Source organism: Halomonas sp. ISL-56, assembly GCF_018612805.1.
In the GTDB taxonomy this organism is placed as follows: Bacteria; Pseudomonadota; Gammaproteobacteria; order Pseudomonadales; family Halomonadaceae; genus Vreelandella.
The window spans coordinates 54559-75224 of the sequence record NZ_JAGGRO010000029.1 but is presented as its reverse complement, the minus strand read 5'-3'; the positions used below and the strand labels follow the sequence as shown (position 1 = coordinate 75224).

The following is a 20666-nucleotide window of genomic DNA, read 5'->3' as shown; positions in this document are numbered from 1 at the left end:
GCTCAACCCTTATTCGGTGATGGTTTGCGCGGGCCATTGCGCGTACGCCGGGGGCCACGGCGCGTAGCGGGCTTTTCACTATTGGCTTTCTTGTCACCAGCAGTTTTGGCACCACTACCTTTAGCGCCCTCTTCCCCACCGCGACTCTTACGCGGCTGGCGGCGGGGACGCGGCTTCTCATCATTTAGACCGAAGTCAATCTTACGATCATCCATATCGACACGCGCGACTTGTACGGTAAGACCATCGCCTAAGCGGTAGGTCGTGCCGGTGCGCTCGCCTTTAAGACGGTGCTTCTCAGCCTCGTAGTGGTAGTAGTCCGAGGGCAGTGACGTGACATGCACCAAGCCTTCGACATAGAACTCATCCAGGCGCACAAACAGGCCGAACTGGGTGACTGAAGCAATGGTACCTTCGAAGGTCTCACCGAGCTTGTCAGACATAAACTCGCACTTCAGCCAACTCTCTACATCGCGGGTGGCCTCATCGGCGCGGCGCTCAGTCATTGAGCAGTGTTCGCCCAGCTCAAGCATCTGCTCGAAGGTGTACGGACACCACTTGCTGGGCGGCTCAACCGGCGCACCCTCTACGCGCACTACCGTGTTAGTCTGACGCGGCCCGCGGATCACTGAACGAATGGCGCGGTGTACTAACAGGTCGGGATAGCGGCGAATCGGTGAGGTGAAGTGGGCGTAGGCCTGGTAGGCCAGACCAAAGTGGCCTTCGTTTTGCGGCGAGTAGACCGCCTGATTCATCGACCGCAGCATCACTGTCTGGATGATATCGAAGTCGGGACGGTCGGCTATCGTTTCACGCAGTGCCTGGTAATCCTGCGGGGTGGGCATATCACCGCCGCCAACCGCAAGGCCTAACTCGTTCAAGAACAGGCGCAGCTTATCAAGCCGCTCGGGTGTCGGGCGTTCGTGAATACGGTAAAGCGCCGGCAGGTCATGCTTATCCAGGAAACGCGCGGTCGCCACGTTGGCTGCCAACATGCACTCTTCAATTAACTTGTGAGCGTTGTTACGGCTACGCGGGACGATTTTTTCGATTTTGCGCTCATCGTTAAAGATGATGGCTGTCTCGGTGGTATCAAAATCAATAGCACCACGCTCAGCACGCGCTTCGCGCAACAAGTAGTAGAGCTCTTCGAGATTTTTCAGCGGCTTTACGAGCTCGCTGTGTTCTGCCCTTAGTGCCTCGCCCTCTTCGCTCTTCTCGTCAAGAATCGCGGCTACCTTGTTATAGGTAAGGCGAGCGTGAGAATTCATGACGGCTTCGTAGAAGCGGTAGCGGCTAATCGCACCGGTTTGCGAAATATTCATCTCGCACACCAGCACCAAGCGATCCACATGGGGATTCAGCGAACACAGCCCGTTAGACAGCAGCTCCGGCAACATGGGAACCACTTGGCCGGGGAAGTAGACTGAGTTACCCCGGGTGCGACCTTCATCATCCAGCGGCGTACCAGGACGCACATAGTGGGAAACATCCGCAATGGCAACAAGCAGCTTCCAACTGCCGGATTTGGTTTTCCATGCACATACTGCGTCATCGAAATCTTTGGCGGACTCGTCGTCAATAGTGACCAACGGCACATCGCGCAGGTCAACACGGTGCTGCTTATCCTCTTCCAGCACTTCGGCTGAAATACCGCCAATTTGGTCGAGTACTTCCGGCGGGAACTCAGCGGGAATATCGTAACTGCGAATCGCAATATCAATTTCCATACCGGGATCCATACGATCACCCAGCACTTCGATCACTTCACCCACGGGCTGAATCCGAGTCGCCGGTTGCTGGACAATCTTAGCCGAAATGACCTGACCATCTTTAGCGCCACCGGTAGCACTATGGGGAATAATCACTTCCTGGGTAATACGCGGGTTTTCCGGTATCAGAATGCCAAACTCAGGGGTATTACTGCGGTAAACGCCAACGATGGTTTGCGTGTTGCGTGCGATGACATCAGCAATGGTTGCCTCATCACGACCGCGACGATCACGACCACTAACGCGCGCCAGCACGTGATCGCCATGGAACACTCTCCGCATTTGGCGCGGCGGCAACACTAGGTCTGGCTTTTTACCGTCGTCGCGCAGCAGAAAACCAAAGCCGTCACGGTGCCCAAGCACCTTGCCTTTGACCAGGTCGAGCTTGTCGATCAGCGCATAGGCGCCTCGACGGTCACGCAGCACTTGGCCATCGCGCTCCATCGCGGCTAAACGACGTCTAACGGCTTCTATCAGCTCTTCGTCTTCCAGCCCCAGCATGCGGCTCATATTCTCGTGAGTGATTGGCTTGCCATAGCTTTCCAAAGCAGCCAACAGATACTCCCGGCTCGGCGCTGGGTTGCCATATTTATGTGCCTCACGCTCGGCGTGCGGATCATCACTTAACGTCCAATACTTCATGCGATCAACATCCTTGATGGCGTCATTTGCGGGAGGCATAAAAAAGGCGCAAACGCGGTGCGTTGCGGGCTGGGTATTTCAATGCTTGATAAGCTGAAATGAATAGGGTTTTGTTTAGTCATAGGCGCAGTATAGCGCTGCACGTTCAATCACCCAACCGTCTTAGACGTTGTTTATACAATTTGCTTTATAAAAAGCGCCTGCTGGGTCTTGCATTTAACCATCACCCCGGTATTATACGCGCCACTTGCCCAGATGGCGGAATTGGTAGACGCGCTAGCTTCAGGTGCTAGTGTCCGTATGGACGTGGAGGTTCAAGTCCTCTTCTGGGCACCAAACTGCTTTTATGCTACCTATTAGTATAAGCAGTACGGTGCACGGCAAGGTTTGTGTTCGCCCAGGTGGCGGAATTGGTAGACGCGCTAGCTTCAGGTGCTAGTGTCTGTATGGACGTGGAGGTTCAAGTCCTCTCCTGGGCACCATACGAACACAAACGATTAGTAGTTAAAAAATGATGCGCCCAGGTGGCGGAATTGGTAGACGCGCTAGCTTCAGGTGCTAGTGTTCGTATGGACGTGGAGGTTCAAGTCCTCTCCTGGGCACCATGAGTTATATGGGCCAGTCCGCATCATTGTTTAATTTCCCCTTTTGCTTAATTAACCCCCTAATACTGATTAACATTTGGTAAAGTAGTGTATTCGCACACACTGCCACTACCCTGAATGGTTCAGTTCTTTCCTGTAGGCTGCATTAGCTAATCGCACTCACAACATTCTGTCATTCGTTGTGTCTACCAGCACCGCTTATGGGCGATAGACTCTCAATATGCTAGAAAGTGAGTGGCAACCGACCTGACACCGGGGTTACTTTTAATTCAAATCATCCACCGTAAAGGTATGCCTCATAAGTGGATGGCTCTTTTACATGTTGCGGGTATTAGCTTCACAACTAAAGCGGCTACCCTACTCAAGATAATCCCCGAGGAAGAGTAGCCGCTTATGTCACTGCCAAAGCTATTCTATCAGGCGAAGATAAAACCTTCCGCAAGATATTTAGTCTGCATTTCGTCGGACGAAGCAATGTAGGCCATTACATCACCTTGATCCACCTGCTCGGCTTCCAGCGCTTCAGACCAGTACTCAAGCCCCTCAGCATCTGGTGTACGATCAAAGGCGTTTTGATATAGCAAGGTCAAGAAGTCATCATCGCCCAAGCTATCGTCGTGCTCGCTGAAAAATTCGTCAGACTCGAAGAAGAAATCAGCAATATCCAACACGCTACTGCCTCCTTCACGAATACCGGCCCAGTATTCCAGCCCGCCAGCATCTGCCTCGCGGTCAAACGCTACCAGGTAAAGCGCCTCAATCACCGACACCTCAACGCTATCCATCATTTCGCCTAGCTCGACAGATACCACTGCTGCTGATTCAGCCCCCTGGCTGTCTTCAATGGCATACTCGAAGGCATCCACAGCAGCCTCACCGGCTGAGGCTTCAAACGCGGCCACCTGGTCGTAAACGAAATCACCGTTTTCCTGCACGATGACCGTTGCGCCAGACTCCAGCTCAATGGCACTGTCAAAAACAATGTCTAGCCCATCAATGGCTGTAATGACAATCTCGTCACCATCAGCATCCAGATCAGCACCGTTACCGTTATCTACAAACAGGTTACCGCTCACCAGCCAACCGAATCGCCCCACCAGATCGTCGTTGTTGGCCACGGGCGCCGTGTTTTGCGCTACATCAGGAACAGGCTCGGGCTGAGGTGCGGGTGCGGGTGCGGGTGCCGGCTGCGGTTGGGGCTCGGGCTGTGGTTCTGGTTGGGGCTGTAGTGAAGGCGAACTCACTTCAATATAGTCCTCCCTGGCCACACGTGGTGCTGTAAGAGCCGAATCGATGAAAGATGCATCACCGGTTAGAGCATAATCAAGGACAGCATTGTTGAAACTTGTAGTCCCTGGCGTTAACCCAGCCTCAGAGGCCAGCAATTCAGCCTCAGCTCGGATATCTGCGTCAAGAGCATCAATACTGATAACATCGTTAGGGTGGTTTTCGTCGTAATAACTTTCGAGGTCTGCATCACCTAGATAAGTGAATAAGCTATTAGCTTCATCTGAAACACGCCAATCATCTCGGTATTGACCGTAAATGTCTTCAAATACGAAGGGTCGCTCAACAACAGTGCCATCACCGAAAGCAACATCATTGGATGGATCACCATCACCGTCACCAAGAAGACCTTCTACAGATCCTGCAAGCTCTGAATTCAGACGCACTTGGAAATCGAGACGGTCATTCAATACATCTACAATTAGACGACTATCACCTTCATTAACTACGCCGTCTTCACCAGCATACACAAACGTATAGCGGTCATCCTCTCTGAATATTCTGTCATTCCCAACGGCCAATGACGAAAAATCTTCAATAATAGTTTCGACGCCCTCTACAAATAACGGAGTATCACCAGATGCATCAATCATTACATCAACGCCGCCCAAGGACGTTGCAACCGCAGATGTCGAACTCGCATTTTCACCAATTGGCACGAAACGGGCTTGAATTTCAAACCCTGGCTCTGCAGCACCTCGCGAAAGAACGTATTCCCCGATAGCCTGAAAATCGTACCCCAGCCCGTCAAGTGTTACTAAATGCGGGTCTCCAGATACCGCACCAATAGCGGCTGGATCAGGTAACGGAGGAATATCAGCGCTTGCAATATCTCCGGAGCGAACCGGGAAGAACCATTGCCCAACCTGACCTGTATTCCCTTCTATTTCATCAAGCGCAAGAATTGCGTCCTGATCACCCGAAGCCGGCAATTCAAAAAACGCATCAGGATCACCAGTACCAGCGGTAAAGCCAGCACGTGCTGCGGTACCGCCTAGCCCGTTACTCCCGCCACTTGCGTCTCCTGTAGTCCAATTAATATTTTCATAGCGAAATTCAATGTCGAAATCACCGTTGCCCTGATCCGAAAGAATTAACTGGAAGGCATTTAACTTGTCAGTCTGATTCGCAAAATAACCGACATCATCCCACGTAATGATAAACCTGTCGTTTTCGGCGTCAAAATCATAATAAACAAGGTTTGATCCTGAAGAATTCCCACCAGGCGTAGCAGTCGTTTCCCCACCCCGGGTATCTACATCCGCAAAAAACGGTGTAATTTCTGGGTTACCGGAATTCTCAGTAATTACCGTTGGCGTGAAGATGCTACGCGAACCGTTAAAAGTGACGCTGCCATTGTTATTGACCCAAAGGCCATCAAACTCACGCCCGAAAAAGTTCAAGCCATCTTCGAATATTGACGTGATGTCAATTTCGTTAGTCGAGCCATCGTCATTACGTTGAAGAATATTTTCTCCAAATCCGGCTTCACCACCAAGGCCAGAAATAAGAGAAGTACCGTTAAAGCGTACCCGCTCCTCTCCTCCGGAAACCTCTGCCACCACAGACTTACTCATAGACATTTCAAATTCTCCTTTAACTTAAATCTTAAATAATTTTCAGCTTCTACTTAGCGTAAAAATACTACGAAACATGTCCAATCGGTTGGACACTCTGAAAAAATTTTCTTAAAAAACACTATACGATCGCTTTAGAACTGCTTAGTAGCCGAGCACGAATTGCCAAAGTGTAGGAAACTGCTGGCGGGCGCTGCTGGTGGCGACGTCACTCCCAGATTGAGTAGCGCTACACTTTAGAGTCCGACCCTATGGGTAAGGAGATTGGACCATCTGGCTTTACAGCGTGTGCTACCTCACGCTATTCGTGCGGATCATGGCAAACAACTCTGTGAGCACGCCACGCTGTCATGAGCGCATCTACAGCGGTGTTGTGCTGTTTTAATCGAACTTGGAAGACCCAATCAAAACGCCTATATTGAATCGTTCAACGGGCGCTTTCTAGGTACATGTCTGAATGAGCACTGACTCCCACAGCCCTCATCACGCGAGAGCAATCATCGAGGCGATGGGAATACAACGAGGAAAGACCGAATAAAGGACTGAGAGGGTTAACGTATTCCGCCTATACCGAAGAACTGTCGTTAAAAAACGATCAAGTAACTTCAGATTCTAAACCCGAATGCTACTAAGGATGGATTGACGTCACTGGCAATAGCCATATTAAAAATGACACCTTTTGGATAAGAGATATGCAGCTGCCTTTTTTTAAATCGAGCACACTTTCACAATGCAGTGAAGCGATACTTTGCTTGGAAACACCAACTCACCGTCGGCATTAGTGATTTTCCATTCAGATTTAACCGTACAAGGTAAGCTCGGAGCGGTTAACTCAACGGACACCAGTTTTTTCTCACCAGGCGCTGTATAAGGTAAGGCAACGCTCCGTGTTGTTGGCTTCAGCCCTTTATCAACATCACGCAGTACTGTAGGGGCATCTTGGCAAGTAAAAAAAAGCCCTTCCCAAGGCATTTTGCCAGCATTAATCACCGCCCAGGTTTTGACAAAGGTCTGACGGGGCATCACGGTTGAATAGTCTGGATAAGTGACACCTTCGATAAATGAAGTATTAGCTTGCTGAGTCATCGCCAGCCCCCTGCGCATGCCATGATTGAAGTAGGGCTGAATTACATCAAGCGGGTGAACGCCCAGCGCGGAAGACAATCGGATTAATGTTGACAGCTTGCTTTCTGCAACATTACCATTCAACAAATTGTACAGGCTCGCGCGTGAGATCCCAGCTCTTGCCGCCAGCTGGGTCTTGGTAAGATTAGATTTCTCAATCAGCTCATTTAAGGATTTTGAAAACCGCATCACACTCATAAAATTAGCCTTATCCCTTACTTCCCTATTAGATAAAACTCTCAAGAGGGTTTTAACAAAGCGCATGTACTATTAACATGAAGCCAAAGTATAACTCAATTAAAAAATACTTTTAATTGAGCTAAATTTAGGGCGGCGCAAAAACGAGATAGTCGATACGAACCAGGAAACCGTGTTTTGCAATAGCACTATTCTTAGTGATACGAGATAAGTAATTTACTGGAACCTGCCGGGGCGCCGCGCTACTTCCTCAAGCGCCCACCCTTGTAAACGCAGCTCTCCTTCCAGTACAGCCTCAAGCGATGGTGTCAGGTCTGGGAAAAAGTTAAGCCCTGTACGTGCCTCAATTTCATCGATAGTCACCAGGTAATCATCCAGCGGCTCATTGCCGCGCACGTCCTGGGGCATAATAAACGCCAGCGCTAAGGGTGCATCACTATGGGGCGCGACGATGATTTTATAAAACGCTTCCGGCACTTCAACCAACCCAACGCGATTAAATACGTTATCCATAAAGCGTTCTGGGAAAACTGGTCCGGTAATCACCTGTAAACGGTCAAAACGCGGTGCGAAGTGATCCATGACCGCCTCTTCCAACCGCTGCCAGAGCTGCCGGTTCAGGTTGGGCCGCTGCGGGGTCATATTGCTCATCAGAAAGGTATCGACCTGGGCGCTGCGCCCATGCACCGCCGCAATGGCGTAGTTGGGTGCCAAGTGGCCTCGGTCGTAGCCGCTACCCGCGTAGCTGTCGGTACCCACCGGCCATAGCGTGCGCCAATCAGCTTGAAAATTTGGCCGCGGGCCAATGCTCGAATCATCAACTGCGGCAACCTGATAGCTGACCCATAGCGGATTGACCCGCACATCGGACCAGCCGACTAAGTAGCCATCATTGCGTAATACACGGTGCATTGTCGTCGGGCGAAATTCCTCCCAGGTGGGTACTCCCATCCAGGTATAGGCATCTTTATGCTGGCGCTCCTGAAACTCCCACAGCCCTGTGCCGACCACCACAAACAGCACGGCAATGCCTAAGCGTCGCCCCTGACGACGCCAGCTCAAAAGCGATGTGCCCAACAGACTTTCCCCTTTTTTAAATGCTTATTTAGCGCTTTGCATTTTTTTAATATGCTAGTGAGTATTATGCGGATTATCCAACCAGCAAAACGTTACCACCCCAGCGAGAACATGGTTTCAAGATCATGACGGGAGTGAACCTGCATGGCATTCAGGGTTTCTGTATCACTGATACCTTCTACGGCGTTTAAACGCTCAGTTACCAGCTCGGCCAAGCTTTCAAAATCGCGGGTGCGGGCAATCGCCACAAGGTCATAGCGGCCGCAGGTGGAATAAACTTCGCTAATACCCTCTACATCAGCCAAGCGCTCGGCCACCGCCTTGACTTGGCCTTTATCGGTATTGATTAAAATGACTGCGTTTTGCATGGCACGCTCCTTAGAAAAAATGGTCATAAAAAGTAATGTCAAAGCTGCGCAGAGTATAGCAGTGACGAGGAAGCGAGCGCAGCACCCAGCCATAGCGTGACCAATTGTCGCTATACCAGCAGCAGTATTCGCACAACCCTTGTACATCCGCTAGCATGTAGTGGAAGAATAGAGCTGAAAATGTAGCTGCCCAGAAGATGTAGCAGAGAGCTCCGGCTTTTAAAATCATGCGGAGCACAAAGAGGTGGATAACCACCCGATAACGTGACCAAACGTCAGACCGTGACGATAAGGAGAAATCATGGCTAATAAGAGCCGTCGTGACTTTATGCGCAACAGTATGTTGGGCCTTGCTGCCCTTCCACTGGGTGCTGGCATTCTTTCCAAGACTGCTTTCGCCCAAGAACTGCCGCGTCTTGATCCTTCCGCAACCAATGCCCAAGCGCTTAACTACGTAGAGGATGCCAGTGAAGCCAGCGATCACCCCGCTTACGAAGAGGGAGAACGCTGCGACAACTGCATGTTCTACAAAGCAGATAACGAGGGTTGTCAGCTATTCCCAGAGAACAGCGTAGCGCCTGCTGGATGGTGCCAGTCTTGGACCGCCCAAGCGTAAGCGTCTCATGCTTAATAGCTGTATCAATACCACTACCCCGCCATCTGAGCGGGGTAGTTTTTTAACACAAACGGATGACTAAGATACCGCGCTTTCATCCTCTACCGGCCAGTGAAAACGCCGCGTTACCCGCCCCTCTTCCAAAGAGACAAGATGGACAGGAAATCCCCACAGTTGCTGTAAATGGCGAATCACCGGATAAACGCTGCGGCCTAATGGTCGGCGGCTATCTTGAACGTGATGAAGCGTCAAAGATCGATCCCCACGAATAGCCGCTTCAACCACCTGGATATTAGGTTCGCGGACAGAGAGCGCGTACTGGGTGGCCAGCGCTTCACGTACCTGACGGTAGCCCTTTTCGTTATGAATCGCTGCGACTTCAAGGGTCTCTAGTTGATCGTCATCCACGACCAAAAACAGCTTATGGTCGCGCATCACCTTCGGCGATAAAAACTGCTGAATAAACGACTCGTCCTTAAAATTGCGCATCGCAAACTCCAGGGTTTCCCGCCACGGGGCGCCCGCTATATCAGGAAACCACTCGCGATCCTCATCAGTGGGTGCTTCACAGATCCGCTTAATATCCATAAAGATTGCAAAGCCAAGCGCATAGGGGTTAATGCCACTGAAATGCGGATTATCAAACGCAGGCTGGTTGATAACCGCCGCGTGAGACTGCAAAAACTCCAGCATTAACCCCTCGTCGACATTGCCATCGTCGTAGAGTCGGTTCATCAGCGTGTAGTGCCAGAAGCACGCCCAACCCTCGTTCATTACCTGGGTTTGCCGCTGAGGGTAAAAATACTGCGCCAACTTGCGCACAATACGCACGATTTCGCGCTGCCATGGCGCCAACAGCGGGGCGTTTTTTTCGATAAAGTAGAGCAAGTTCTCCTGCGGTTCTGGTGGGTAATGGCCACCGCTGTGTAGCCCCAGCGGGTCATCTTCTTCAGGCGATAAACTGCCCGGCAGCCGTTCGCCACCCTCAGCGTTATCGGGAATTGTTCGCCACAGCAGATTCACCTGGGTTTGCAGGTAGCTTTCACGTTCCTCCTGACGCTTCGCTTCCTCTTCGGCAGAGATTGGCGAGGGTCGTTTGTAACGGTCTACCCCATAGTTTTGCAGCGCATGGCAAGCATCCAGTAGCTGCTCAACGGCCTGCACGCCATGGCGTTCTTCACACTTGGCGATATATTTGCGTGCAAAAACTAAGTAATCAACAATTGAAGAAGCGTCGGTCCAAGTACGGAAGAGGTAGTTACCCTTAAAGAAAGAGTTGTGACCGTAGCAGGCGTGGGCCATCACCAGCACCTGCATCATCAGCGTGTTCTCCTCCATTAGATAGGCAATGCAGGGGTCGGAGTTGATCACCAGTTCATAGGCCAAGCCCATTTGACCGCGTTTATACGCTTGTTCCACGGCCAGGAACTGCTTGCCGAATGACCAGTGGTGATAGCCCACCGGCATGCCCACACTGGCGTAGGCATCCATCATTTGCTCGGTAGTGATCACTTCTATCTGATTGGGATAGGTATCCAGACGATACTCGTCGGCGAGTCTAGCCAACTCCGCATCAAAACGCTCCAGGACACTGAAGTTCCAATCAGAGCCGGTCGCAATCGGCTTACGTTTGCGGGTCGCACTCATAGCCTACTCCTCTACTAACCTATACGCGGTCACTAACCTGTTATACAAGGTCACTAGGACTGGCTTAAGCGACTCTTAAACAGTTCACGAAAGACCGGATAAATATCACCCGCCTCCACAATTTGGCGCATGGCAAAGCGTTCTGGGAACTCTTTCACCACACTTTCGTACTCATGCCACAGTGACTGATGGTCGTGGGGCGTAATCTCTACGTAGGCGTAGTACTGCAACTGCGGCATTAGCTGTTTGACCAGTAAATCACGGCAGATATTCGAGTCATCATCCCAGTTGTCGCCATCGGATGCCTGGGCCACATACAGATTCCATTGGCCCACCGGGTAGCGCTTTTCGATGATTTTATTGACTAGGTTCAGCGCACTGGAAACAATCGTGCCGCCAGTTTCCCGTGAGTAGAAAAACTCCTCTTCACTCACTTCACGAGCAGCGGTGTGGTGGCGAACAAAGACCAGCTCGACTTTCTCGTAGTGCTTCTCCAAGAACAGGTAGAGCAGCAGAAAGAAGCGCTTGGCAATATCCTTGTGGTTTTGGGTCATCGAGCCGGAAACGTCCATGACACAAAACATCACCGCTTGATTGGAGGGCTGCGGCTGTGCGCTTAGCTGGTGGTAACGCAGGTCGTAGGTGTCAATAAACGGTACCCCAGCGATGCGTTTCTCCAGGCGCTCAATTTCGGCTTTCAGCTCGGCGATGCGAGCTGGATTACGCAGTACCGGATCCTTCCGCTCTTCAGACTCCAAAGCATCAATCGCTTCTTTTAGCGCTCGTTTGATCGGCGCGCGCATGGCAATGCGCCGGGCATAGGCCTCCCGCATCGAACGGGTAATGCTAATCCGCGACGGCACGCCGTCCCGGGAGAGCCCCGCCCGCACCATTTTGACCTCTTCCAGCGATTTTAGCGGCTTGCGCTGCAAATGGGGCAGTTCTAAGCCGTCAAACACAAACTCCAAGAACTCCTCTCGGCTAAGGGTAAAGGCGAACTCATCGACACCTTCACCCTGATTAGAAGCGCCGCCTTCGCCTGCACCACTGCCGCCACCCTGCCCACTGGGGCGGCGGATTTTATCACCGGCGACAAACTCTTTATTGCCGGGGGAAACGATATTACGCGCCCCACCCGGCCCATGCTGGAAGACCGGCTCAGATATATCCTTAGCCGGTATCGAGATTTTCTCGCCGCGCTCCATATCGGTAATCGAGCGGCGGTTAACGGCCTCTTCAACCGAGCGCTTGATATGCTTTCGATAACGTTCTAAAAAGCGCTGCCGATTTACCGCGCTCTTATGTTTAGCGTTAGGCCTGCGATCAATAAAGTAGGTCATGCGACCTCCTTAGCTCTTGTCTTAAACGCGGGCCGCTACTGAGACTTGCGCACGCGCAGGTACCATTCAGAAAGTAGCCGAACCTGCTTCTCGGTGTAGCCACGATCGACCATCCGCGCCACAAAGTCTTCGTGCTTTTTCTGATCTGACCGGGAAGCTTTGGCATTGAACGAAATCACCGGCAACAGCTCTTCGGTATTGGCGAACATCTTGTGCTCGATAACGCCTTTGAGCTTTTCATAGGACTGCCAGCTCGGGTTCATACCGTTGTTTTGCGCCCGTGCCCGCAACACGAAGTTGACCACTTCGTGGCGGAAATCTTTCGGGTTTGAAATACCCGCAGGTTTTTCGATTTTCTCCAGTTCTTCGTTGAGTGACTGACGGTTTAGCAGCTCGCCGGTTTCGTGATCACGGTACTCCTGATCCTGAATCCAGAAATCCGCATAAGTCACATAGCGGTCAAAGATGTTTTGGCCGTATTCGCTGTAGGATTCGAGATAAGCGGTCTGGATCTCCTTACCAATAAAGTCGACATAGCGCGGCGCCATATACTCTTTGATAAAGCCCAAGTAGCGCTCAAACACTTCCGATGGCAGCTGTTCACGCTCCAATGCCTGCTCTAACACGTAAAGCAGATGCACAGGGTTGGCGGCCACCTCGGTGCTGTCGAAGTTGAACACCTTGGAGAGAATCTTGAACGCAAAGCGGGTGGAGAGCCCCTGCATGCCCTCGTCAACGCCTGCGGCGTCGCGGTACTCCTGTATCGACTTGGCACGGGGGTCGGTGTCTTTCAGGTTTTCACCGTCGTAGACGCGCATTTTCGAGTAGATATTGGAGTTTTCCGGCGCTTTTAGCCGTGATAGCACTGAGAACTGGGCCAGCATACGCAGCGTATCCGGTGCGCAGGGCGCGGCATTAAGCGAAGAGTCTTCAAGCAGCTTTTGATAGATATTGATCTCTTCGGTGACTCGCAGACAATAAGGCACTTTGACGATATACACTCGGTCAAGAAACGCCTCGTTATTGCGGTTATTGCGAAACGCCTGCCATTCTGACTCATTGGAGTGGGCCAGAATCACGCCATCAAAGGGAATCGCTCCCATGCCTTCGGTGGGGTTGTAGTTGCCCTCTTGGGTGGCGGTTAACAGCGGGTGCAGCACCTTGATCGGTGCCTTAAACATCTCCACAAACTCCATCAGCCCCTGGTTGGCACGGCATAAGCCGCCGGAGAAGCTGTAGGCATCCGGGTCGTCCTGAGAGTAGAGCTCTAACTGGCGAATATCGACCTTACCCACCAGTGACGAAATATCTTGGTTGTTCTCATCCCCGGGCTCGGTTTTGGAAATAGCGATCTGGTTAAGCCGTGAAGGGTACAAACGCACCACCCGGAATTGGGAGATATCGCCGCCGTACTCTTTCAGCCGTTTCGCCGCCCAGGGCGACATCACGCTGCGTAAATAGCGCTGCGGAATACCGTACTCTTTCTCCAGCAGTTCGCCGTCCTCTTCGGGCGAAAAGAGACCCAGCGGCGATTCATAAACCGGGGAGCCTTTAATGGCGTAAAAGGGTATCCGTTCCATCAACAGTTTAAGACGTTCAGCGAGTGACGATTTACCGCCACCCACCGGGCCAAGCAGGTAGAGAATCTGCTTGCGCTCTTCCAGTCCCTGGGCCGCATGGCGGAAGTAGGACACGATCTGCTCAATGGCCTCCTCCATGCCATGAAACTCGGCAAAGGCAGGGTAGCGGCGAATCACTTTATTAGAAAAAATACGTGATAGACGCGGGTCTTTCGCCGTGTCGATCACTTCAGGCTCGCCTATGGCTTCCAGCATACGCTCGGAGGCGCTGGCATAAACCTTAGGGTCACGGCGACATAACGCCAAGTACTCCTCAAGGCTCATATCCTCTTGCTGGACGCGGGAAAAACGGTCTTGAACGTGATCAAAGATGCTCATGGAACTCTCCTGTGGCCCATCCCCAGGCAGTCACCGTAAACCAAGTGTCTTGCAACGGTGTGCCAAACGAGGTGTCGCTTTTTTAGCGTAGTCAGCATTAGCAAAAAGTGATGACTAAAACCTTCAACGCTGCAGCGATACAGATAAGAGAATTATTCAGACGAATAGTTGCGTTAGTCCAAGCATCACCAATAAACGCAAGGCACTAAACAAGCGACGCCGCTGCAATAGGCAGCGGCGTCGCTAGGCCGTAGGCGGCAAACCGTGGCGAAAAAGCGGCTATCAGCCGAGGTTAATCCGCGAGTACTGAGCGAATATCGGCCAGTAGCTCATCTAGCAGTTCAACGGTAGTGTTCCAAGCACATACAAAACGGGCACCGCCTGCGCCAATAAAGGTATAGAAGGTCCACCCTTTGGCTTTCAACGCTTCAATAGCCGGTGGCGGCAATTCAACGAACACGCTATTGGCTTGGGTAGGGAACATAAGCGATACGCCAGGTAGCGCTTGCAGTCCTTCCGAGAGGTAGCGGGCCATCGCGTTGGCATGCTGTGCGTTGGTTAACCAGGCACCGCTCTCTAATAGACCTAACCACGGCGCGGATACAAAGCGCATTTTAGAGGCAAGCTGCCCTGCCTGCTTGCAACGGTAGGAGAAATCTTCTGCAAGCTCTCGGTTAAAAAACAGAATCGCTTCACCAAACGCTAAACCGTTTTTGGTTCCCGAAAAACACAGCGCATCCACGCCTACCTGCCAGGTAAGTTCAGCCGGTGACGCATTTAAGCTGGCACAGGCGTTGGCAAAACGGGCGCCGTCCATGTGCAGACGCAGGTCATGTTTATCGGCAATGGCGCGAATCGCCATCAGCTCTTCGCGAGAGTAAAGCGTACCTACTTCGGTGGCTTGGGTGAGCGATACGACTTTAGGTTTGGGGTAGTGAATATCGCTGCGCTTGGTGACCAGCGCCTCAATACCCTCTGGGGTTAGCTTGCCGTTGGCGCCAGGCGAAGTAAGCAGTTTAGCGCCGTTAGAGAAGAACTCCGGACCACCACACTCGTCAGTTTCGATATGTGCCAGCTCGTGGCAAATAACGCTGTGGTAGCTGCGTCCCATTGCTGAGAGCGCCAGTGAGTTGGCGGCAGTGCCGTTGAAAACGAAAAAGACATCACAGTCGTAGTCAAACATCTCGCGAAAGCGATCCGCGGCACGGGCTGTCCAGAGATCGTTACCGTAAGCCAAATCATCGCAACGGTTGGCTTCAAGCAGATATTCCATCGCCTCCGGGCAGATACCGGAGGTGTTATCACTGGCTAAAAATCGCGGGCTACACTCCGAGGTCATGACGACAGTCCTTTTATCTGGCGATCGAACGGCGCGAGCTGGGTGCCACTCGCGCCTTTAATATCTAGCTATGCTTAATAGCTGGATTAATCATTTAGTCTATCGCCATTTATGGGCTAACGTCACCTGCTCAACGTTCCTGCACAGAACTATCTCATGACGCACCGGTGACGAGGACAGGTTTACGCGAGGGCGCTGTAAATCCATCCATGGACGCTACTTTCGCCATCTGACCGCCATGGATGGCGGGAATGCCGGCATTGTCGGGAGCATTATTCCGGCCATGGCGAAAGACCCTCGCTTCAACCTGCCCTCACACCTAGTGAATGGGCGTTTGTAAAATTTTCTCTATCCAGCCTACAGACCAGCCGCCAATCGAGTGCCCTGCTCAATCGCGCGCTTGGCATCCAATTCGCTGGCTTCATCCGCGCCACCAATAATATGTACCGCCGTTCCCGCACGCTCTAACGGCGCCAACAAATCACGTACCGACTCCTGCCCGGCGCAGACGACAATGCTATCAACGGCAAGTACTTGTTCGACGCCTTCGCGGCGAATATGCAACCCTTCGTCGTCGATTTTGAGATATTCGCAGCCGGTAAGTGTTTTCACTCCGCGCTGCTTAAGCGATGCCCGATGTACCCAACCAGTGGTTTTACCCAAATACTTGCCGGGCTTGGAGGTTTTACGCTGGAGCATAACAATCTCGCGGGGAACCGCTGGCGGCGTCGGCGCTTTTAGGCCGCCCCGTTCGCCTACTGCCAAATCAACCCCCCACTCGTTGCACCAATCGGCGATGTCCAATGCCGGATGTCCTTGGTGGGCCAGCAATTCAGACACATCAAAGCCAATGCCTCCCGCACCGATCACCGCTACTTTACGGCCAACCCGCTCAGGGGATTCAATCGCTTCGGCGTAGCTCAGCACCTTGTTATGATCATGACCGGGCAGGCTTAGCTCCCGGGGGTGAACGCCGGTGGCCATGACCACCTCATCGAAGTCAGCAAGCGCTTCTGCAGTGGCGGTGGTTTTCAAGCGCACCTCTACCGCATACTTCTCCAACATCACCCGGTAGTAGCGTAGGGTTTCGTTAAACTCCTCTTTACCGGGAATCTTACGCGCATAGTTAAACTGCCCGCCCAGTTCACTGCGCCGTTCAAATAGCACCACCTTGTGCCCACGGCTGGCGGCCGTTACAGCCGTTGCCAGCCCCGCTGGACCGCCGCCCACCACGGCCACCCGCTTGGGCGTTTGCGCGGGTTCTACGACTAACTCAGTTTCGTGGCAGGCGCGGGGATTAACCAAACAGGAGGTTAACTTCCCAGCGAAGGTGTGATCCAGGCAGGCCTGGTTACAGGCGATGCAGGTGTTGATCTCGTCTGCCAGCCCCTCCTTGGCTTTGCGTACCCAGGCGGGGTCGGCTAGGAAAGGTCGCGCCATGGAGACCATATCGGCGTGGCCTGCTGCCAGCACGCCCTCCGCCACCTCGGGCATATTGATGCGGTTGGTGGTGATCAGCGGAATCGATAGCGCCGACTTGATACGATGTGTCACTTCAGTAAAGGCGGCGCGGGGCACGCTGGTCACAATCGTGGGCACCCGCGCTTCGTGCCAGCCGATGCCGGTGTTGATCACATTCGCCCCGGCGGCTTCGATCACTTGGCCCAGCGTAACGACCTCTTCCCAGGTGCTGCCGTCTTCGACCAAATCAATCATCGAAAGGCGGAAGATAATCACAAAACGCTCCCCCACCGCCGCGCGAACTCGACGCACAATCTCGACCGCAAAGCGCATCCGGTTCTCGAACGCCCCGCCCCACTCATCGTCACGCTGGTTGGTACGCTGGCAGATAAACTGATTGATCAGGTAGCCTTCTGACCCCATGATTTCAACGCCATCGTAACCCGCCTGTTGAGCAAGCTTGGCACAGCGCACATAGTCGGCAATTTGCTGCTCGACTTCATCGCTACTCAGCGCCCGAGGCATAAAGGGGTTGATGGGCGCTTGAATGGCCGAAGGAGCGACCAAGTCCGGCGAATAAGCGTAACGCCCGGCGTGGAGAATCTGCATACACAGGTGGCCGCCCTCCGCATGCACCGCATCAACGACTCCTCGGTGCTCTGGCAACTGCGCTTCATCAACCAGCGCGTTGGCTCCCTGGAACACCGCACCCTCTGGATTAGGCGCGATCCCACCGGTGACGATCAGGCTAACCCCTTCCCGCGCCCGCTCAGCATAAAAAGCGGCCAAACGTTCAAAGCCATTGGGTGCTTCTTCCAAATTGGTGTGCATTGAGCCCATTAAAATGCGGTTGGGCAGCGTTAAATGACCAATAGTCAGCGGGCGGAACAGATGCGGATAGGCGGGCGCACGGGTCATCACGGGTCTCCTTGATATTATTAGTTGCACGGTTAAAGCATATTCAAACAAGCGTATGACATACTCGCCGCAACGTACAGACCTTTACCTACCTGAATATTGCCAAATTTGCCGAGCTACCCTCTTGCCCAGCGTGCGAATCCACGTCACATTACCCGGCTAACGATAAGGAACCGTTGCTATGCCCTTGATGTATTTTCTGCCACCGCTCGCCACCGTGCTTATCTGGTCAGGCAATATGACCATTAACCAGCTTAGCGTAGGTGCCATCGCGCCCAGTAGCATCGCTTTTTTACGCTGGCTGCTCGCCCTGGCGGTGATGACCCCCTTTGTGTTGCCCGCAGCGTTACGCTACCGCGACGAAATCCGCCGCCAGTGGCCTAAACTAGCGCTGCTGGGGCTACTCGGCATGGGGCTATGGCAAGGGCTGGCCTATGTAGCGGCAGAAACCACGACCGCCACCAACATGGGCATTCTCGCCGCCATGGTGCCGCTGCTAACCGTACTGCTTAGCGCGCTGATTCTACGCGAGCCGCCGACCCTGGGCGGTATCGTGGGCGGCGTGCTTGCCTTTGTGGGGGTTACCGTTCTACTCGGGCGTGGCAACCCTCTCTCGCTGCTGCAGTTACAGGTGGCCCTCGGTGATGCACTGATGGTAGTGGCAGCTACCTGCTACGCACTCTATGGCGTAATGCTCAAACGCTGGTCGATGAATTTACCGCCCTGGGTGATGCTTTACGCCCAAGTCTGTTTTGCAGTGCTGTTCTTATTACCACCTTATTTGATGGGGCCAATGACGCCTATCGATGGCCATAATATCGGGCTGATTGTCTACGCAGGTATTCCTGCCTCGATCATTACCACCTTTTTATGGATGCGTGCGGTGCGCCAGATCGGCGCCAACCAATCGAGTATTTTCATCAACTTAATGCCGCTATTTAGCGCACTGATTGCGATGGCCTTCTTGGGTGAACAAGTGGCGGGGTTCCACTTTGCTGGCGGGCTGCTGATTCTGGCAGGGGTCATCATGGCGCAAACGCTGACACGCCCGTTAACACGGAGTTTAACCTCTGATAAACCGAGCAGCGCCCGATAATGCTAGAATAGCGGTCGATTTCTAACGCTGGGAAGCCCTGATATGTCCCTGGAAGAACTGCATCTTAATCTGCGCAACCTAATGAGCGATGACTACGATCAGCTCAAGGCATTGATGGACGCCGTCTATCACGATATCGGCGGCGCATGGCCGAAGCGCACCATCGACAAATTAATCCAGGAATTCCCCGACGGCCAAATAGCCATTGAAGACGATGGCCTTCTGGTGGGCGTAGCGCTCACCGTGCAGGTGGATTACGACGAATTCTCCAACCCGCATAAGTACGATGACCTGATTGGCCATCGCGAGATCATCCTCAACGACGAGGATGGCGATGCCATGTACGGGCTGGATGTGCTGATTCACCCGGATTACCGGGGCTACCGCCTTGGCCGCCGCCTTTACGAAGCGCGTAAAGAACTATGCCGCTCCATGAACCTGCGGGCGATTCTTGCCGGTGGGCGGATTCCTGAGTACCACCAGCACGCTGATGAACTCACGCCCGCTCAATATATCGATAAAGTCTCGCGTAAAGAGATCTACGATCCGATCCTCTCTTTTCAACAGGCTAATGATTTCCAGGTAAAGCGCCTTCTGCGCAAATACCTGCCCGAAGATGAGCAGTCTCGCGGTTACGCCACCCTGCTTGAGTGGAATAACATTCTGTTTGAGCCCGCGGCCAGCGTGCTCGACAACAAGCCGACCCAGGTGCGGGTGGGCGCAGTTCAGTGGCAGATGCGTGAGTTTTCATCGGTAGAAGCCGCGCTTCAGCAGATCGAATATTTCGTAGACGCGCTTTCCGACTACCAGAGTGACTTTGCAGTATTCCCAGAGCTGTTCTACGCACCGCTTATGGGTCTTCAGGATCGCGATGCGCAGAAAGATCAAATGGGCGCGATTCGCTTTTTAGCCGGCTTCACCGAACGCTTTAAAACTGAACTGTCGCGTATGGCGGTCTCCTACAACATCAATATTGTCGGCGGCTCGATGATTGAAGTGGGTGACGATGACCGCCTCTACAACATCGCCTACCTGTTCCACCGCGACGGCAGCGTTGAGCGCCAGGCCAAGCTGCATATTACGCCTCAAGAGCGCCGCGACTGGGTGATTGAGGGCGGCGATGAGCTACAGGTGTTTGATACCGATGCAGGTCGCGTGGGCATCCTGATCTGCTACGACGTGGAGTTCCCGGAGCTTGGCCGCCTGCTGGCCGACCAGGATATGGATATTCTGTTTGTGCCCTTCTGGACCGACACCAAAAACGGTTACCTGCGGGTGCGCCACTGCAGCCAAGCCCGGGCGATTGAAAACGAGTGCTACGTGGTGCTCTGCGGCAGCGTCGGCAACCTACCTTCAATTGAAAACCTGGATATCCAGTACGCCCAATCGGCGGTGTTCTCACCGTCTGACTTCGCCTTCCCCCACGATGCGGTGCTGGCGGAAACCACACCCAACACCGAGATGATCTTCTTCTCGGATCTGGATCTTACTCGCCTGACGGTGGTACGTGCCGAAGGCTCGGTGACCAACCTGAAAGACCGCCGCAAGGATCTGTTTGATCTGCGCTGGCGCGACTGGTCGTGGAAATCGGGCGCTAATCTCGAAGAGTGAGCTATTAAATATACGATAACGCCGCCCAA

At 53.0% G+C, this 20666-nt stretch carries 14 protein-coding genes and 3 tRNA genes; 7 read left to right on the top strand and 10 right to left on the bottom strand.

Annotation, left to right across the window (positions count from 1 at the left end):
* Window positions 1–2: 2 nt before the first annotated feature.
* Window positions 3–2414, bottom strand: a complete 2412-nt coding sequence (gene rnr, locus J7J49_RS20955; protein ID WP_215095454.1) for a ribonuclease R — start codon at window positions 2412–2414, stop codon at window positions 3–5.
* A 249-nt stretch (window positions 2415–2663) separates the two neighbouring features.
* Between rnr and J7J49_RS20950 the strand changes: the two genes are divergently transcribed.
* From J7J49_RS20950 to J7J49_RS20940, 3 genes are all read left to right on the top strand, one after another.
* Window positions 2664–2750, top strand: a tRNA-Leu gene (locus J7J49_RS20950).
* 59 nt (window positions 2751–2809) lie between these two features.
* Window positions 2810–2896: transfer RNA gene (locus J7J49_RS20945), tRNA-Leu, on the top strand.
* A 36-nt stretch (window positions 2897–2932) separates the two neighbouring features.
* Window positions 2933–3019: transfer RNA gene (locus J7J49_RS20940), tRNA-Leu, on the top strand.
* 416 nt (window positions 3020–3435) lie between these two features.
* Here J7J49_RS20940 and J7J49_RS20935 read toward each other — a convergent pair.
* Entirely contained in the window at window positions 3436–5889 is a 2454-nt protein-coding gene (locus J7J49_RS20935; protein WP_215095414.1) for a nidogen-like domain-containing protein, read from the bottom strand.
* A 378-nt stretch (window positions 5890–6267) separates the two neighbouring features.
* Here J7J49_RS20935 and J7J49_RS20930 point away from each other — a divergent pair, with 378 nt between their 5' ends.
* Window positions 6268–6351, top strand: a complete 84-nt coding sequence (locus J7J49_RS20930; protein ID WP_502793524.1) for an integrase core domain-containing protein — start codon at window positions 6268–6270, stop codon at window positions 6349–6351.
* Between the two features lie 240 nt (window positions 6352–6591).
* Here the strand turns inward: J7J49_RS20930 and J7J49_RS20925 are convergent, their stop codons facing one another.
* The 3 genes from J7J49_RS20925 to J7J49_RS20915 all read right to left on the bottom strand — a co-directional run bounded on the left by J7J49_RS20925 (window position 6592) and on the right by J7J49_RS20915 (window position 8651).
* On the bottom strand, window positions 6592–7206 hold the full coding sequence (locus J7J49_RS20925; protein WP_215095412.1) for an NBR1-Ig-like domain-containing protein: 615 nt from the start codon (window positions 7204–7206) through the stop codon (window positions 6592–6594).
* Window positions 7207–7422: 216 nt separating this feature from the next.
* Window positions 7423–8283: a DNA/RNA non-specific endonuclease gene (locus J7J49_RS20920; RefSeq protein ID WP_215095411.1), complete on the bottom strand. Its 861-nt coding sequence runs from the start codon at window positions 8281–8283 to the stop codon at window positions 7423–7425.
* A 92-nt stretch (window positions 8284–8375) separates the two neighbouring features.
* Window positions 8376–8651 carry an Lrp/AsnC family transcriptional regulator gene (locus J7J49_RS20915; RefSeq protein ID WP_008958975.1) on the bottom strand — a complete coding sequence of 92 codons (276 nt, stop codon included), beginning with the start codon at window positions 8649–8651 and terminating at the stop codon, window positions 8376–8378.
* Between the two features lie 301 nt (window positions 8652–8952).
* On the opposite strand from J7J49_RS20915, the gene J7J49_RS20910 reads away from it, so the two are divergent.
* On the top strand, window positions 8953–9267 hold the full coding sequence (locus tag J7J49_RS20910) for a high-potential iron-sulfur protein (protein WP_064234705.1): 315 nt from the start codon (window positions 8953–8955) through the stop codon (window positions 9265–9267).
* A 78-nt stretch (window positions 9268–9345) separates the two neighbouring features.
* On the opposite strand, the gene J7J49_RS20905 is transcribed toward J7J49_RS20910, so the two are convergent.
* From J7J49_RS20905 to J7J49_RS20885, 5 genes are all read right to left on the bottom strand, one after another.
* Window positions 9346–10914 carry a SpoVR family protein gene (locus J7J49_RS20905; protein ID WP_064234706.1) on the bottom strand — a complete coding sequence of 523 codons (1569 nt, stop codon included), beginning with the start codon at window positions 10912–10914 and terminating at the stop codon, window positions 9346–9348.
* A gap of 53 nt (window positions 10915–10967) precedes the next feature.
* Entirely contained in the window at window positions 10968–12254 is a 1287-nt protein-coding gene (locus J7J49_RS20900; RefSeq protein ID WP_215095409.1) for a YeaH/YhbH family protein, read from the bottom strand.
* A gap of 35 nt (window positions 12255–12289) precedes the next feature.
* A complete protein-coding gene (locus tag J7J49_RS20895; protein WP_215095407.1) occupies window positions 12290–14212 on the bottom strand; it encodes a PrkA family serine protein kinase in 1923 nt (640 codons plus the stop codon).
* Window positions 14213–14504: 292 nt separating this feature from the next.
* On the bottom strand, window positions 14505–15551 hold the full coding sequence (locus J7J49_RS20890; protein WP_215095405.1) for a threonine aldolase family protein: 1047 nt from the start codon (window positions 15549–15551) through the stop codon (window positions 14505–14507).
* 357 nt (window positions 15552–15908) lie between these two features.
* On the bottom strand, window positions 15909–17930 hold the full coding sequence (locus J7J49_RS20885) for an NADPH-dependent 2,4-dienoyl-CoA reductase (RefSeq protein WP_215095403.1): 2022 nt from the start codon (window positions 17928–17930) through the stop codon (window positions 15909–15911).
* Between the two features lie 181 nt (window positions 17931–18111).
* Between J7J49_RS20885 and J7J49_RS20880 the strand changes: the two genes are divergently transcribed.
* Window positions 18112–19026 (top strand): DMT family transporter, encoded by a 915-nt coding sequence (locus J7J49_RS20880; RefSeq protein WP_064234711.1) that lies wholly within the window; start codon window positions 18112–18114, stop codon window positions 19024–19026.
* 42 nt (window positions 19027–19068) lie between these two features.
* Window positions 19069–20637, top strand: a complete 1569-nt coding sequence (locus J7J49_RS20875) for a bifunctional GNAT family N-acetyltransferase/carbon-nitrogen hydrolase family protein (protein ID WP_064234712.1) — start codon at window positions 19069–19071, stop codon at window positions 20635–20637.
* Window positions 20638–20666 lie beyond the last annotated feature (29 nt).

Bases quoted from the DNA above. Each gene is read 5' to 3' on its own strand.
- rnr (WP_215095454.1), bottom strand. From the start codon at position 2,414: ATGAAGTATTGGACGTTAAGTGATGATCCGCACGCCGAGCGTGAGGCA.
- J7J49_RS20935 (WP_215095414.1), bottom strand. From the start codon at position 5,889: ATGTCTATGAGTAAGTCTGTGGTGGCAGAGGTTTCCGGAGGAGAGGAG.
- J7J49_RS20925 (WP_215095412.1), bottom strand. From the start codon at position 7,206: ATGAGTGTGATGCGGTTTTCAAAATCCTTAAATGAGCTGATTGAGAAA.
- J7J49_RS20915 (WP_008958975.1), bottom strand. From the start codon at position 8,651: ATGCAAAACGCAGTCATTTTAATCAATACCGATAAAGGCCAAGTCAAG.
- J7J49_RS20910 (WP_064234705.1), top strand. From the start codon at position 8,953: ATGGCTAATAAGAGCCGTCGTGACTTTATGCGCAACAGTATGTTGGGC.
- J7J49_RS20905 (WP_064234706.1), bottom strand. From the start codon at position 10,914: ATGAGTGCGACCCGCAAACGTAAGCCGATTGCGACCGGCTCTGATTGG.
- J7J49_RS20900 (WP_215095409.1), bottom strand. From the start codon at position 12,254: ATGACCTACTTTATTGATCGCAGGCCTAACGCTAAACATAAGAGCGCG.
- J7J49_RS20895 (WP_215095407.1), bottom strand. From the start codon at position 14,212: ATGAGCATCTTTGATCACGTTCAAGACCGTTTTTCCCGCGTCCAGCAA.
- J7J49_RS20890 (WP_215095405.1), bottom strand. From the start codon at position 15,551: ATGACCTCGGAGTGTAGCCCGCGATTTTTAGCCAGTGATAACACCTCC.
- J7J49_RS20885 (WP_215095403.1), bottom strand. From the start codon at position 17,930: ATGACCCGTGCGCCCGCCTATCCGCATCTGTTCCGCCCGCTGACTATT.
- J7J49_RS20880 (WP_064234711.1), top strand. From the start codon at position 18,112: ATGCCCTTGATGTATTTTCTGCCACCGCTCGCCACCGTGCTTATCTGG.
- J7J49_RS20875 (WP_064234712.1), top strand. From the start codon at position 19,069: ATGTCCCTGGAAGAACTGCATCTTAATCTGCGCAACCTAATGAGCGAT.